Annotated in this window: 16 protein-coding genes; 12 read left to right on the plus strand and 4 right to left on the minus strand. The window is 38.1% G+C overall.

The features are described from left to right. Positions 1-11 precede the first annotated feature (11 nt). On the plus strand, positions 12-743 hold the full coding sequence (locus ACJ9PY_RS03445) for a thioesterase II family protein (protein WP_411739486.1): 732 nt from the start codon (positions 12-14) through the stop codon (positions 741-743). A gap of 336 nt (positions 744-1,079) precedes the next feature. Here the strand turns inward: ACJ9PY_RS03445 and ACJ9PY_RS03450 are convergent, their stop codons facing one another. Continuing rightward, positions 1,080-2,468: a hypothetical protein gene (locus ACJ9PY_RS03450; RefSeq protein ID WP_411739487.1), complete on the minus strand. Its 1,389-nt coding sequence runs from the start codon at positions 2,466-2,468 to the stop codon at positions 1,080-1,082. 265 nt (positions 2,469-2,733) lie between these two features. Between ACJ9PY_RS03450 and ACJ9PY_RS03455 the strand changes: the two genes are divergently transcribed. From ACJ9PY_RS03455 to ACJ9PY_RS03465, 3 genes are read left to right on the plus strand one after another with little or no spacing between them, the layout of a single operon-like run. Beyond that, the gene (locus ACJ9PY_RS03455; protein WP_230300421.1) at positions 2,734-3,129 is read left to right on the plus strand and encodes an N-acetylmuramoyl-L-alanine amidase; all 396 of its coding nucleotides are present in this window, start codon (positions 2,734-2,736) and stop codon (positions 3,127-3,129) included. An 18-nt stretch (positions 3,130-3,147) separates the two neighbouring features. Further along, positions 3,148-3,732 carry a LysM peptidoglycan-binding domain-containing protein gene (locus ACJ9PY_RS03460; protein WP_369316015.1) on the plus strand — a complete coding sequence of 195 codons (585 nt, stop codon included), beginning with the start codon at positions 3,148-3,150 and terminating at the stop codon, positions 3,730-3,732. Continuing rightward, on the plus strand, positions 3,705-3,851 hold the full coding sequence (locus tag ACJ9PY_RS03465) for a peptidoglycan-binding domain-containing protein (protein ID WP_369316016.1): 147 nt from the start codon (positions 3,705-3,707) through the stop codon (positions 3,849-3,851). Before ACJ9PY_RS03460 ends, ACJ9PY_RS03465 begins: the two co-directional genes overlap by 28 nt. Before the next feature lie 83 nt (positions 3,852-3,934). On the opposite strand, the gene ACJ9PY_RS03470 is transcribed toward ACJ9PY_RS03465, so the two are convergent. After that, positions 3,935-4,150, minus strand: a complete 216-nt coding sequence (locus ACJ9PY_RS03470) for a hypothetical protein (protein ID WP_309519425.1) — start codon at positions 4,148-4,150, stop codon at positions 3,935-3,937. 68 nt (positions 4,151-4,218) lie between these two features. Here ACJ9PY_RS03470 and ACJ9PY_RS03475 point away from each other — a divergent pair, with 68 nt between their 5' ends. From ACJ9PY_RS03475 to ACJ9PY_RS03510, 8 genes are all read left to right on the plus strand, one after another. Next, complete coding sequence (locus ACJ9PY_RS03475) at positions 4,219-4,566, plus strand: hypothetical protein (RefSeq protein ID WP_411739488.1); 348 nt, start codon at positions 4,219-4,221, stop codon at positions 4,564-4,566. 326 nt (positions 4,567-4,892) lie between these two features. Then, complete coding sequence (locus tag ACJ9PY_RS03480; RefSeq protein ID WP_411739489.1) at positions 4,893-5,546, plus strand: hypothetical protein; 654 nt, start codon at positions 4,893-4,895, stop codon at positions 5,544-5,546. A gap of 6 nt (positions 5,547-5,552) precedes the next feature. Further along, the gene (locus tag ACJ9PY_RS03485; RefSeq protein ID WP_411739490.1) at positions 5,553-5,858 is read left to right on the plus strand and encodes a hypothetical protein; all 306 of its coding nucleotides are present in this window, start codon (positions 5,553-5,555) and stop codon (positions 5,856-5,858) included. A 1,024-nt stretch (positions 5,859-6,882) separates the two neighbouring features. Beyond that, positions 6,883-7,947, plus strand: a complete 1,065-nt coding sequence (locus ACJ9PY_RS03490; protein WP_411739491.1) for a C45 family autoproteolytic acyltransferase/hydolase — start codon at positions 6,883-6,885, stop codon at positions 7,945-7,947. A 201-nt stretch (positions 7,948-8,148) separates the two neighbouring features. Further along, on the plus strand, positions 8,149-8,439 hold the full coding sequence (locus tag ACJ9PY_RS03495) for a DUF3817 domain-containing protein (protein WP_034305497.1): 291 nt from the start codon (positions 8,149-8,151) through the stop codon (positions 8,437-8,439). A gap of 138 nt (positions 8,440-8,577) precedes the next feature. Continuing rightward, a complete protein-coding gene (locus ACJ9PY_RS03500; RefSeq protein ID WP_034305495.1) occupies positions 8,578-9,345 on the plus strand; it encodes an ABC transporter ATP-binding protein in 768 nt (255 codons plus the stop codon). Beyond that, positions 9,332-11,251, plus strand: coding sequence for an ABC transporter permease (locus ACJ9PY_RS03505; RefSeq protein ID WP_411739492.1), 1,920 nt, complete (start codon positions 9,332-9,334; stop codon positions 11,249-11,251). Before ACJ9PY_RS03500 ends, ACJ9PY_RS03505 begins: the two co-directional genes overlap by 14 nt. A 5-nt stretch (positions 11,252-11,256) precedes the next feature. Then, the gene (locus tag ACJ9PY_RS03510) at positions 11,257-11,610 is read left to right on the plus strand and encodes a YxeA family protein (RefSeq protein WP_411739493.1); all 354 of its coding nucleotides are present in this window, start codon (positions 11,257-11,259) and stop codon (positions 11,608-11,610) included. Between the two features lie 55 nt (positions 11,611-11,665). On the opposite strand, the gene ACJ9PY_RS03515 is transcribed toward ACJ9PY_RS03510, so the two are convergent. Together ACJ9PY_RS03515 and ACJ9PY_RS03520 are read right to left on the minus strand one after the other, a co-directional pair. Then, entirely contained in the window at positions 11,666-13,054 is a 1,389-nt protein-coding gene (locus ACJ9PY_RS03515) for a sensor histidine kinase (RefSeq protein ID WP_411739494.1), read from the minus strand. Beyond that, positions 13,051-13,761 carry a response regulator transcription factor gene (locus ACJ9PY_RS03520; RefSeq protein ID WP_063577367.1) on the minus strand — a complete coding sequence of 237 codons (711 nt, stop codon included), beginning with the start codon at positions 13,759-13,761 and terminating at the stop codon, positions 13,051-13,053. The genes ACJ9PY_RS03515 and ACJ9PY_RS03520 overlap by 4 nt, the downstream gene beginning before the upstream one ends. Positions 13,762-14,094 lie beyond the last annotated feature (333 nt).

Here is a 14,094-nt window from a genome sequence, read left to right on the forward strand (position 1 = left end):
AGAGAAGGGGGATGGAAGGACTGAAGAAAACACTTTTTTGTTTCCCTTATGCTGGGGGAAGTGCATCTTTTTATAGAGAATGGAAATTTGAGGATGACGTGATAGAGGTTATTCCGCTGGAATACCCTGGACATGGCAGTAAATATAGTGAACCATTATGTGAACATATGACGGATTTGACGGATATATTATTGAAGGAAATGGAAACGAAACATCAAATGAATTCACTGGAAAACATCTCTTTGTTTGGACATAGCATGGGTGCGATCGTAGCCTATGAAATTGCGGCAAAATTAGAAGAAAGAGATGATAATAAAGTTGAACATTTATTCATTTCAAGTAAGTCATCCCCAGAATATAAAGTAGACCAAATCGATTGCTCTAATACAAAACATTTAAAACAATCGCTTGAAAAAATCGGGGGAACAAACAAGGAACTCCTGGAAACGGAAGATTTCATGAATATATTCCTTCCGATAATCCAGTCCGACTTGAATGTATTATCCAACTATCACCATGAAAAAAAACGCGATAAAAAGGTGGGAAACAAAGCCGTTTTGCTATTGGGATCGAATGATACCGTGACGAAGGAAAGTATCGAAAGCTGGAATGAATACATTGAACATATTGAAGGCTTGCATATATTAAAGGGTGATCATTTCTATATAAAGCAAAACCAGGATATCGTTTTAAAAATCATTCAAGAGTATGTACTCAATAATCGTTGTGGAGTCTTGATTTAAGAGAGCGGACTGACTGCCTTGCACCAAAACCTGCTCTAATGTAAGCATCCGTTCGGATACCAATGAAACCCAATCTTCATCTAAAAAAGGACTGATTTATTTCAGTCCTTTTTACTGTAGACAAATTTATAAAGCTCCAGTTATTTTCAGAAATCCACTCCCACGGCCGACTGTCTGCTAAGCTTCCTCGACAGAAGCACCTGTGGGGTCCCGGCTAGCCAGTTATTCGGCAGGAATGTCGCTAATTTCTTCGATCAATGATGGGTCCATCCTTATAAAAAAGTAAAAAACAATCGAACCTCCTTTTAGGAGTCCACACAAATCGGCGCAATTCGATTAAATGAGAAACATCGCTACTATTGTAGTCACTGCTAAACCAATGGTTACCGGAAGCAGATTCCGGCGGGCAAGTTCAAAGGGACTGACATTACATATGGCAGCTGCCGGAATCAGTGCCCATGGAATGAGGGTACCTCCGCCAACCCAAATCGCTGTTATTTGCCCGAGTGCAGTCAAGGTGGCGGTTCCTCCTCCGATTGCCGTGCCAAAGAGTTTAGCGACAGATCCCGCTAAAGAAATGCCTGAGAAGCCCGATCCATCCAAGCCGGTGATGGCACCGATGCCGGTTAATGTGACGGCGGCTATTTCTTTCGTTAAAGGAACGGAGGCGGCCAATGCGGCACCGAGGTCATTGACGATGCCGAGGGATGTTTTAGGTAAGTAGTCACCGATGATCTGATTGAATCCAGAATCACCTAAATAGAAGAATGCGGCGATCGGAATGACTGGTCCGAATACTTTGAAGCCAAATTGAAAACCCTGGATCAAATAGGCCGTTGATTTTTCAAGCCCTTGCTGCTTATGTGCGACAAGGGATAAAATCAGCAAAATGAAAACGGCTGTACCGCCAACCAACGCGGTGGCATCTCCGCCTTGCAACTTCAAAATCGACAATGCCACAACATCCAACAGAAAGGCGATCGGAATGAAGACGGCAAAAAATTTCTTTTGTCCCAGTGTAAGCAGATTTTCACTCATTGTTTGATCTTGGACAAATCCCACATTATCCGCCTTGATTCTTCCAAGCTTCATATCCCGCTTTAAAAGGATAAAGGCGGAGAGGGTGGTGACAACCCCCATCGTAATGACAAGGGGTATGCTCGCAGCGATGACATCACCGACTGGTATCGAAGCCGCATCACCCGTAAGTTTAGGGGCAGCCTGAATGATGAAATCCCCTGATAATGCGATTCCATGACCAAAAAGGTTCATCGCCATCGCCACGCCGAGTGCAGGTAAACCAGCCCGTAAGGCAACTGGGAGAAGGACTGCACCAAGTAAGGCAACGGCAGGTGATGGCCAGAAAAACCAGGATATCACCATCATGACGATTCCGATTACCCAAAAGGCGAGTGTAGGGTTCTTAATGAATTTCGCAAATGGTGCAATCATGACATCATTAATGCCCGACTTCGTCAAAACCGTACTCATGGCAACGATGATGGAAATGATTAAAATCGTTGCCATTAATTCCGTTATTGCGAAAATGAAGCTGTTGAATATCCCGCTTATGGAAGAGGCTAAACTGCCTGTAGCCACTAAAGCCAAAAGGAAAATCCCAATTATGCAGATGAGGGTAGTATCACGACGTTTTACCATAAACCCGATTATCAATGCAATAAAAACAACATAAATCCAATGGAGTGCCGTTAATTCCATCTCCATGATTCGTCCCCCTCATAAATGTGCCTAGTTACAGATTATGAAGGAGGTATGGGGTGGTGAGTTGTTTCAAAAATTTTAAAGGCTTATCTTATTTACAACTTATGATGTGAATATCGAATTTAAGAGGAGATTACATGGTGTATTTTTTCTTTGCTTAAGGCTTAATTGAAATAGGGGAATGTTGTATAAGATAATTCTACTGAATCAGTTATCATCCGTACAAAGTAAGTAAATGAACTTTACAAATCTTCCACAATTAGTTGATATGAGAGGCAAGTTAAAATCAAATGGTACTTACTCAAAGCGAACAAAATCAATTACTCACCGTGTATGGCATCATTCATTAACAAAAAAGAATTTGGGTGGATCTGATGCTGCAAGCTTTGCAGATTACCATGTAAATACACTCGGTTGGCCTGGATGTGGCTATACGTTTGTAATAGAGCCTAAGAATCTAATTAATACACCGAATGGTAAGAGGGCCAGGATTGTATATGCAAATGACATTAACCAAAGGACTTACCATGTTGGAAACAGCAATCAATTCTCACTTGGAATTTGTGTTGCTGGTGATTATCGCTATGACAAGATGGACGATGGCACACTTGCGAGTATTGCAGATCTACACGCTGCACTTGTTAAAGATGGGATTGGGAAATAGTATAAGGCCCATAATGAAATGCCAGGTTATAGTTGGAAAGCTTGTTGTCAGTATAACTACAGAGATGCTTTTGATTGGAAAGGTTCAAAAACTCCAGCCAAACCAGCACCGGCTCCTGATGTTTATACAATCCAAGAAGGCGATACTTTATGGAGCATTGCACATAAAGACGGTGCAGGCGGAGTTCAAGTTGAAGATTTAATTAAAGCGAATCCTGGTATTGATCCAACTAAATTAAAAATTGGTCAGAAAATCAATTTTGGAAATGCTAAAGAAATTATTGTACAACCTGATAAAAAAGAGGATGATGAATCTTCAAACAGTGGAGATGAAGTAGTTAAGTCCATTCAAATAACGTTAAATAGCCGTTATAATGCTGTTCTTATTGTGGATGGATTCAATGGCCCTAAAACCAAATCAGCACTAATCAAAGCTTTACAAACGGAACTCAATAAACAATTCAATAAAAAGCTTGTTGTGGATGGTAAATGGGGAGCTAAAACTAAGGCTGCCATTGTTACTGTTGAAAAGGTGCAAAAGGCAATCTCACATGGATCCTACAAGCTGCACTTTATTTGGAAGGATTTAACCCTGGATCACTAGATTCAACCTTTGGCAAAGGTACTGAGTCGGCATTGTATAAGTTTCAGCAGGCTAAAGTGATAACTGCAGATAAAAAGGCTGGTAAAGAATCTTTTAAACAATTGTTTTATGCATATTAAAAAAAGTAAATATGAAAGATAGCTGTCGACTTGGCGACAGCTATCCCTAAAACTTTTGATAACATTAATTTAATATAGCTATGTTAGTTCTTTCTTCTTGTAAAATGATATATCAAAAAAATTAATCCTATAATGATTGTCGCAATTGGATAAATCAGGTTATCCATAGTGAAAAAGTTTCTAAGAACTTCTTCATCCCCTACTAAAACATTAGAAGGAAAAGCCTGAGAAAATAAATTAATTAAGAGTAACATTAACAAAGCTATAATTATACAAAAAACTCCTAGGGCTAATAACATGTTGGATCCTCATTTCATTTTAAGTTTTGACTATATAATAATAACGTTTAAATTAGCTATTTACAAAATTGGAATATTATTGTTATTATAGTATAGAAATTAAAGAGGAGGAAAATATTGTTAAATTATTTAAGTTTTTGGTTTTATCAATTGGCTTGGTTCTATCATTATCTATGTTTAGTAATTCTGCTTCTGCTAGTGGGGTTGAAACTAAAGTTTCTACAGATAATAGAATGAGTGCTTATTCGTCACTCTGGTATTTAACATTTAATCAGGGGTATCAAAGTAAAGCTTACGGTTCATGGAAAAATGGAACAAGTGGATCAGGTCCTGCAAGTCTAACACTTGCTAAATCTGTTACAGTTGCTAATACATATTCTGGAACATTATCTATCCGAAGAAATATGATTATTTAGACTACAGATGGATTGTAATGTAAGTGATTTTCCTAATTACTGAAAGAAATCCTTCTCTTAACCGGAGAAGGATTTTTTCTGTCTTTAATAGGAACAAATGCTCGTGTATAAAGGAACAGGATTAGATTTACGCACGAGCTAAAACCTTTGATGGTGATGGTTCTTTAATCAAAACTAAATCGGCAAGTTACAAAGACGGACTCTATTGGAGTTAAAACATTGAACGGTTCAACATACTTCAGGAATGATTTTGCTATTGGTAGTAGAAAAATAATGAAGAGATATGCTCATTGCATATCTCTTTTAATTAGGGGAAGATTGGTTTTATGAAAAAATACTACATAGCTGCATTATCTGTTTTGATATTGCTTGGGGTTTTTTACTGGTTTTATGCTTCATCTCCACCTAAAGAATTAAGATTAAGCACGTCTAATAATGATGATATTGAAAAAGAAAGCAAAGAAACGAATGCGGCTGAGTATGGTTCGGTTGGGTATGGTTTGAAAGATTTGAATGGTAAACTTATCGATGAAGGAAGTGCACTTAATAGTAAAAACAATGAAGTGACAGTTGTTGCCTCAGTAGACAATGACATTGATGAGGACAGAAAGTATGCTTTACTTATTTTTGAAGATTATAAACAAGTAAATTTCAAAGCTGAAAATAAGGAGCAGGAAGTAGATAAATTTTTCTTTGATGCGAAACCTAACTCCTCCATAAACTTCAAAGTTTCTGTTCCCATTCGTTCCGATTCCAGTGAATTGACTTTTGTAATCGTTCAAAAGCCAGAGTATAAATTGAAGGAGCTCGACCTAAATAGGGCAGGGATTTTAGAACAAGTTTTAAGTATGCGGTATTCTATCAACAAAGCTGACAGCGGGAAAGATGCAAAAAAAGTAAAGCAAGTAAAACCTGATGCTATTGTAAAGGATGGATTCAATGAAAATATATCTATCACAAATAGTCAGGAAAAGTTGTAATCAATTATGACTGAAAAAGAAGGCAAGGAACTTAAGTTCTCTGCCGGAAATGAGACAAATGCTGAGATCAGATATGCAATCATAGCTTTAAAAGATTGGGAACAAGTTGCAGTTAGAGATAACACAGACGTCTTATATACCACTGTTCCACCAGAAACTAGACATCTTTTTGATTTTAATCTACCCGACGTTGAAAGAGAAAATAATTTCCAAATCATCGCCTTCCCATTTCCTTATGAAGTAAATGCTGATAATTATGAGAGTCAACAAACTTTTGGTTCCTTTAGAGTTGTGATTCAAGATAGAGAATAAGATTATCCACAGAGTCGATAGAACAGGAAAATTAAAGTAAATAGGAACTTATTCAATGCGCACGAAAACAATTATCCACCGTGTATAGCATCATTCATTAACAAAGAAGAATTTAGTATGGATAAAACAGTTAAATATACTGGATTTGCATTCGTATACACATATACCGATGCGTATGTACAAGTTGCTACTAAAACTAAAACTGGTACATTTAATAAATACGCATTTTAAGGAGTGGAAGACATTGCACAGTATTAATATAGTAAATGGTATAATTGATATCATTATTCTTGTTGTAGTGGTATTTATTATTGCGAAGATCGTAAAAACAGTCAGTAGAAAATTAAAGAAGAAAAAGTGATTGAAAGGTGAACTGAGAAGTTCGCCTTTTTTATTTATACGTTTTCATTAGTCTGAGCCCTTACTCATCTAGAGTAGGGGATAAATTATAACAAATTAAATAAATTTAGCTTATTCCGTAAGTAAGAAGTTTGTTGTGAGGAATTGACTATCAGGGTACAGCAATACTCAGATGGTTTAAACAGGGTGGGGAGATATCCCCCAATTGTATAAGGTGGGGCATGATTTTTATATTTTTTCATTTGGATTTTTAATATATTGTATTAATGATGACAGTAATATAAAAATGGCAACGATACTAACTATTATATGAACAAGTATAAATTCTCTTGTTGGATAGTAATTGTCAAAATTGGAAAAAGACCAAAATAAAAGGCTAATTGATAAAAGTATTGTTCCAATGAGTACTTTCAAAGTAAGACCCTCCTTTAATTCGAAAATTAAAATTATAACTAATATAGCACAAAAAAAACCGCTTATTTTCCTAATTTATGAAGATGCTTTTTACCGTTACACTGCCTTTATTCGTGTCTCCATCAATAGTAAGATAACGGGAAGATACTTCTCAACTAATGACATGATTCAAGGCTTATCTTCTTTATTTTCAACAATACTTCAAGTATCCTTAATTTGAATAGCTACTACTGTAAATGAGGGATAAGCCGTGAAGCAAATATATAGTGATGTCATACAATTTCGGGGTACACATTATGAGTTTGGATACATGCAAGGGGAGGAATTAAAAGATTCACTAACGGTAAGGAACCGTGAAGATCAATGGAAGATCAGGCAGCCGAGGTTTACGGTTGAAGAAGAAGAGGTCAAGAGAGCCATTACACAATTCGCCCCTGGAGTTTGGGAAGAATTACTCGGATTGCAAGAAGCGTTGAAATGGCCAATGGACCGCGTGCTGCAAGAGTTCGGTGGATACCGATTGGATTATGTCCGGTCGGGCTGTTCAATCATGACAGGCAATGATTATCTCATTCGCAATTATGATTACCACCCGAAGACTTATGAAGGACGCTATGTCTTATTCCAGCCAACCGATCAAGGGTATTCAAGTATCGGCCCTAGTCAGCGAGGGACTGGCCGGATGGATGGAATGAACGAAAAAGGGTTGGTGATAGGCTATAACTTCATGAATCGCAAGAACCCTGGTGATGGTTTCATCTGCTGCATGATTGGCAGACTGATTGTTGAATCTTGTGCGGACGTTCAGGAAGCGGTGGCGATGCTGAAGGAAATCCCGCATCGTCATTCTTTCACTTACGTCGTCTATGATAAAAGCGGAAGTACCTATATTGTGGAGACCTCCCCAAGAAATGTAGAGGTGCGCACGTCAAATGCCTGTACCAATCACTTTGAAATCATGAAAAATGAAAACCGTAACCATCTTATCGATTCGAAACGCCGATTGGAGATCATCCAAGATCATGAAGGGAAACTTTCTTCAGCCTACGATGCTTATCGGTTGTTTAATGATACCAATCAAGGTGTCTTCTCGGATTTATATAGCAGCTGGGCGGGAACGATTCATACATCCGCTTATTTACCTAAAGAGATGAAAGCTTGGATTGCCTTGGGAGGGAACCAAGAGCCGACTTCCGTAGATTTTGCGAAATGGCTCGAAGGGGAAGATGTTGATTTAGAACGAATCAAAGGTGTAATTGATACGGATATTCCTTTCGTGCACATGGATGAGGGAGCGAATTGGTTTCGGAATTGAACATCTTTAAGTAAAATTTCACCTACTTTGTTAAGGGCCCAATCCTTTGATTGGGCTTCTTTTGTTGTTCTACTTTTAGGAAAACCTGGTACTATTTATTAGTGAGTGTCACCGTAATATTATATGATAGAGTAACGGGCTTTGGATTGGGACAGGAAGCTGGATTTGTATGCCATACTTGTACAATAAGGGGATGAGAGAATGTTTTCGACAGCTATTGGATGGTTTCGGTTTATTACAATAATTGAGGGAATCTCATATGTTTTATTGCTTGCCATTGGTATGCCCATTAAGTACATATTGGATATTGGGGAAGCAACACTCATTTTAGGCAGCATCCATGGTTTCCTGTTTGTCGTGTTTGGGCTTTTATTACTTTATGTGAGCATCATATCAAAATGGTCCTTTTTAAAAATGGCGATGATTTTCATCGTTTCATTCATTCCATTTGGTAATTTTGTTATCGACCGCAGGCTTCTGAAGCAAAGTTAAATACTTTTACTTTAACGTCTTCCATAAGTGGAAGGCGTTTTTTTGATGGATTTAAGCTTGCTGTAAGGTTGGCACAAAGATGCTGTAAGAATGAGCATGTAAGATAAATGTATCAACCATACTGAAGAGGTGAAACAAATGGAACCATTATTAAAAGTGGAAAATATAAAAAAAACATATGGTAAATCAAGCGCTGCCTATACGGCGTTGGAAAATATATCTTTTGACATTCATGCAGGGGAGTTTGTAGGAATCATGGGACCTTCTGGAGCGGGGAAATCGACTTTGCTCAATATGTTGGCAACTATCGACTCGCCGACTGAGGGGAAAATTTATATGAATGATACGAGCATTCACGATATGAAAGGGGCGGAATTAACGGATTTCAGACGTGAAAATCTGGGTTTCATCTTCCAAGACTACAATTTGCTAGACTCATTGACTGTGAAGGAAAATATATTATTGCCACTGGCGATTGCGAAAATTCCAGCGAAAGAAATTACTGCATTGGTGAATCGTATTGCTAAAGTATTTGGGATTGAAGATTTATTAGCTAAATATCCATACCAAATCTCCGGTGGGCAAAAGCAAAGAACAGCTGCAGCCAGAGCGCTTGTGACAGAGCCGGCATTGATCCTGGCAGATGAGCCAACAGGTGCACTTGATTCAAAATCTGCAACAGGTCTGCTGGAAAGCTTAAGTGAACTAAATGAAAATAATAATTCCACCATCATGATGGTGACACATGATGCATATGCCGCAAGCTTCTGCCGGCGGATCATTTTCATCAAGGATGGTACACTTTCAACAGAAATTTATCGTCGTGGCCAATCACGTAAAGCTTTCTTCCAAGAAATCATGGATGTCCTTGCAACAATTGGAGGTGAGGTAGATGACGTTATTTAGTCTGGCGAGAAAAAATATTGCCCGGAACCTTTCCCAATATTTTTTATATATCGCATCCATGGTATTTAGCATTATCATCTACTTCACATTTGTAACATTGAAGTATAGTGATGCAGTTGCAGAACAAACGGCTTCATCACAGAAATTAGGTTCATTAATGAGTGGTGCGGCCGTCATCCTGATTTTTTTCGTTGCCATTTTTATTGCCTATTCCAATTCATTTTTCATGAAAAAGCGAAAAAAAGAAGTGGCATTATATGCATTGCTTGGCGTACGTAATCGCCAGATTGGCTTTATGCTCTTCTTTGAAAATCTATTGCTAGGCTTGGTTTCATTAGTTGTAGGGATTTTACTTGGATTTCTATGTTCAAAAGGGTTCATGACGATCTTGATCTATTTAATGGGCTATGATGTCATCGCACCTTTTACATTTTCAGGATCTGCAGCTTTGAACACCTCTATCGTATTTCTTATTATTTTCTTGGTGACATCATTCCAGGGCTATCGTTTAATATACCAATTTAAACTAATTGATCTTTTCCATGCATCGAAAAAGGGGGAAGCGGCTCCGAAGCCATCTATGATTGTAGCCTTTCTGGGAATTTTCCTGATGGTCATCGGATATTGGTTGGCGATGCAAGATCTTTTTACTTCTAAAGTGTGGGAAAAGATTGGATTTTTGATGACGGCACTCATTATTTTGACAACTGTTATTGCCGGTACATTTTTATTGTTTCATAGCGTGACAGGCTTTGTGTTAGCCGTGATCAAGAAAAATGAAAAATGGCTATGGAAAGGCCTGCATCTGATGACGGTCTCGCAATTGCTTTATCGCATTCGGGGGAATGCAAGGACATTGACCGTAATTGCGGTGTTAAGTGCTACAACGGTAACGGCTGGAGGTGCGGTCTATGGTCTTTATTACAACGCGAATGACCAAGTTATGACCGTTGATCCGAATACCTTCATGTATCAGCAAACGGATGTAAAAAGCGATCATCAAGTCACCGCCATATTGCCAGATACAAAGTATGATGAAAATGTTGAAGCACTATCTATCACATTTAATACGAAAGAACTTAGCGAGGAATCAGCATTCGATAACTCGGATAAAAGGATTTACACGGTAATCGATGAAAGAACATATAACAAATTGGCAGATGTACAAGGTAAGGAAGCATTGCATGTGAATCATGGCAAAGCAGTCATTTTAGATATTGGATATGACAAAAGATTCTCACCTGAATACAAGGACAAGACGATAAGGACAGAAGACAACACGGCGATAACATTCCAAAGCTTTAAAACACAAACGGTTTTAAATGCCAAAACAGCAGGCATTGCATTGGTTGTATCGAATGATCAATTTAAATCATTGCAAAAAGAAGGGGAAGCCCTGAACTATCGTGCTATCGGTGTTGATCAAGCCTCCGTGGATTTATCTGAAAAAATATCAAAACAAATACCTGAAGAAGCTCTATTTTCCAGTGCGCCTCAAGATTTTCAAGCAAGCATTGAAAGTGTAGGGTCATTGCTCTTTATCGGCAGTTTTCTTGGTCTGGTTTTTTTAGCGGCAACAGGCAGTATCATTTACTTTAAAGTTCTAACGGAAGCTGAGGAAGATAAATCACAATACAATATGCTTCATAAAATGGGCGTTAACGCAAAAGAAATGCGGAAATCCATTGCATCCCAAGTGTTTGTAATCTTTTTCGTCCCGCTGGCAGTCGGGCTATTGCACAGTGCGGTTGCGTTAAAAGCCTTCTCGAGGTTATTGATGATGAATCTGGCAAAACCTGTATTAATCTGGATGATCGCTTATACGATTATTTACGGTCTGTATTATATCTTAACGGTAGCTTCTTATAATCGTATTATCACACAAAATAATAAAACAGAAGGATGATCTAAATGAAGAAATTTTTTATGGTAGTTGGCATATTGTTCATACTTGGAGCGACAGGAGTATTCGCGCTTACTAAAATTGACTTTAATCGCATGAATACCGATAATTATTATTTGCAAATTACAGAGGATGGGGTGCAGCATGAAACCAAACTGGATGATGGTACAGTGATGACTTCCTATTCTTATAAACTTGACGCCAAAAATGCAGATGGTAAAACGATACCGCTTGAATTCACGGCACAAAAAAATCTTCGAAAAGATGCTTACTTAAAGATGTACGTGAAAAATGGTGATGAAGTTTCGTCATATGATGAAGTGAAAATTGAAGATATTCCAAAAAAGGCACAACCAAAATAAATAGGAAAGAAGGGCTGTCTGTTATGGACAGCCCTTTCTCTGTAGGAAAAATAAGTTATATAAGTATCGTGATGGTTGTTCCCTTATTTTCAATGCTAGTCAAATCCAGTTTACCTTTATGAGCCAGGATAATGTCCCTTGCAATGGCCATTCCTAAGCCGGTCCCATGTTTACTGGCAGTATTCGTACCTCGATAGTAGCGTTCAAAAACCTGATCCAAATCTTTGGAGGGAATACCGCGGCCATTATCGGCAATGGTAATCTGGGTATGATGTTCTGATTGTAGATGAATATCATCAATTTGTATTTTCACGACGACATTTTCATCATTATGTACGAGCGCATTGTAGATAAAGTTAAAAATTGCCCGTTTCAGTAAATTTTTATCGACTTTATGCATTGCTTTATCCACATTTGCCTCAAATTCGACCTGTCGATCACCAAATTGTGAATCATTTAAGAGCTCTATCGTCATTTCTCTTATAAACCCAACGATATCAACATCTTCAAATTGCAAGGGAAGTCGTTGGTTGCGTAAACGCATCGTTAAATTGAGATCATCCAACAGATTTTTCATATATACGGACTGTCTATTAATAATGGATGTAAACTCATACAATTCTTGTGGTGTTAATTCAGTGGCATTGTCTTTCATCAATTCTGTATAACCATGGATGGATGCAAGTGGTGTCTTCATGTCATGAGAAACATTGCTAATCCATTCCTCACGCATTTGGTCGAGTTGATCACGTTCTTTTTCATACTGATCTAACTTTACCGATAGTTCATTCATATTGTGAAATACATCTTCATAGACGCCTTTTGGTATACTCATCTTTTTAAAACGTCTTTCACGAAGCTGCTGAATTCCCTCTATTAAAGTGTTAAGTGGTGTCGTTAATCTTTTACCAAATAATAGTCCAATGACTAGGGCAATAATGATATCCACCGTTAAAAACAGTAAAAGTATGATGTTGAAGTACTTTAAAATGTGAACATAATTATAGGACAGTACATATCGGCCTATTCCTCGATCTTTAACCCCTACAAAATAGCTGAAATCATGAGCTTCGCCGGCAAAAACAGTCGTCTCTGCATCAATTTCTTTATACTTATACATTTGGACGATTTCAATTGGAGAATATACGGTTTGCAATTTTTGAGGTGTGTAATAGGCTGCAACTTGTTCACCCTTATTATTCAAAAATTGTATCCAGGCGTTCGTGCTCCGCAGTTTTTCCAGCCCTTCTTCATTTACCATTGGTTTGTCATCTATTAGTTCTACATATTGTGAAAAAGATCGGCTAAAGTTTTCCGCAGATTCCTCTTCCGTGTCGAAATGAACAAAGAGTAAGCATAAAAGTAAAATTGTATTTACGATTCCTACGATTACAACAATTGTCACAACGGATCCTAAAAAGCGCCGTGTCAATTTCCACTTCATCTTGTTTCACCCTTGGTCTGTAATTTATAACCAAGCCCTTTAACGGTTATTAGAAAAGATGGCTTTGAAGGATCTGCTTCGATTTTTTCGCGTAAACGGCGAATATGGACCATCACTGTATTATCAGAGCCAAAGAAATCATCGCCCCACACATGTTCAAACAAAGTTTCCTTGCTCAAGATCTGATTCGGATGATGCATAAAACAGCTCATCAGACCGATTTCTTTAGCTGTGAGCTCAAGGGTTTTGCCATCCTTTTTCACTTCATTTTCATTTGAACTAAGCTCAAATGGACCAATTTGCAATCTTTTCGGTGAGGTTTTTTCCTCTGTATAGCCCGCCCGCCTAAGCTGCGCCTTTACTCGATAGGCAACTTCTTTCGGACTGAATGGTTTGGTAATATAATCATCCCCTCCAATCGCCAACCCTAAAAGCTTATCAATTTCCTCATCCTTTGCCGACAAAAATAAAATGGGCACATTCGACACTTCACGAATTTGCTTGCATAAATCATAGCCTTCACCATCTGGCAGCATGATATCCAGCAAGACTAGTGATGGATCGAACTTTTGAAACTTTGCCCACCCATCCGCAATCGTCCCCGCCGTAATAATATTGGGGATACCTTCTTTATGTAAAACTGTCTCCATGAGACGTGCCAAATCTTCTTCATCGTCAATAATTAAAATCCACTGATCATTAGACATTCTTCTACCTCCCAAACATCAATCATACCCTACAGTATAGAGTACCTCTTAAGAAAAAATAAGGGGAGGAAAAGATTTCTAACGAACTCATGCCATTGATTTCACGAAACACAGTGAAAATAACGAAGTGCCATTACATGAGAAATGCCTAAAGAGTTGAGGATATTTATGCCTGGTTCTTATTTATTTAAGGGAGTTTCCGAAAGAAGGTCGTGCTTCATACTGATTTGGTAAAGGTTGTATGATAAACTGTTTAAAGAATTGCTAGGAAGATTATGCTAAGTAATGGGATTTTCGGAATTCGTTCCAATGTACGTAGCGAATGTGGAAGAA

Origin of the sequence: Peribacillus sp. S4 (assembly GCF_046715815.1) — a bacterium.
Classification (GTDB): Bacteria; Bacillota; Bacilli; order Bacillales; family DSM-1321; genus Peribacillus; species Peribacillus frigoritolerans.

What these genes read in the sequence shown, in the direction of transcription:
- ACJ9PY_RS03460 (WP_369316015.1), top strand. Translation starts at nt 3,148, where the DNA reads ATGCCAGGTTATAGTTGGAAAGCTTGTTGTCAGTATAACTACAGAGAT.
- ACJ9PY_RS03450 (WP_411739487.1), bottom strand. Translation starts at nt 2,468, where the DNA reads ATGGAGATGGAATTAACGGCACTCCATTGGATTTATGTTGTTTTTATT.
- ACJ9PY_RS03500 (WP_034305495.1), top strand. Translation starts at nt 8,578, where the DNA reads ATGGAACCATTATTAAAAGTGGAAAATATAAAAAAAACATATGGTAAA.
- ACJ9PY_RS03515 (WP_411739494.1), bottom strand. Translation starts at nt 13,054, where the DNA reads ATGAAGTGGAAATTGACACGGCGCTTTTTAGGATCCGTTGTGACAATT.
- ACJ9PY_RS03455 (WP_230300421.1), top strand. Translation starts at nt 2,734, where the DNA reads ATGAGAGGCAAGTTAAAATCAAATGGTACTTACTCAAAGCGAACAAAA.
- ACJ9PY_RS03470 (WP_309519425.1), bottom strand. Translation starts at nt 4,150, where the DNA reads ATGTTATTAGCCCTAGGAGTTTTTTGTATAATTATAGCTTTGTTAATG.
- ACJ9PY_RS03505 (WP_411739492.1), top strand. Translation starts at nt 9,332, where the DNA reads ATGACGTTATTTAGTCTGGCGAGAAAAAATATTGCCCGGAACCTTTCC.
- ACJ9PY_RS03445 (WP_411739486.1), top strand. Translation starts at nt 12, where the DNA reads ATGGAAGGACTGAAGAAAACACTTTTTTGTTTCCCTTATGCTGGGGGA.
- ACJ9PY_RS03480 (WP_411739489.1), top strand. Translation starts at nt 4,893, where the DNA reads ATGAAAAAATACTACATAGCTGCATTATCTGTTTTGATATTGCTTGGG.
- ACJ9PY_RS03510 (WP_411739493.1), top strand. Translation starts at nt 11,257, where the DNA reads ATGAAGAAATTTTTTATGGTAGTTGGCATATTGTTCATACTTGGAGCG.
- ACJ9PY_RS03495 (WP_034305497.1), top strand. Translation starts at nt 8,149, where the DNA reads ATGTTTTCGACAGCTATTGGATGGTTTCGGTTTATTACAATAATTGAG.
- ACJ9PY_RS03485 (WP_411739490.1), top strand. Translation starts at nt 5,553, where the DNA reads ATGACTGAAAAAGAAGGCAAGGAACTTAAGTTCTCTGCCGGAAATGAG.
- ACJ9PY_RS03520 (WP_063577367.1), bottom strand. Translation starts at nt 13,761, where the DNA reads ATGTCTAATGATCAGTGGATTTTAATTATTGACGATGAAGAAGATTTG.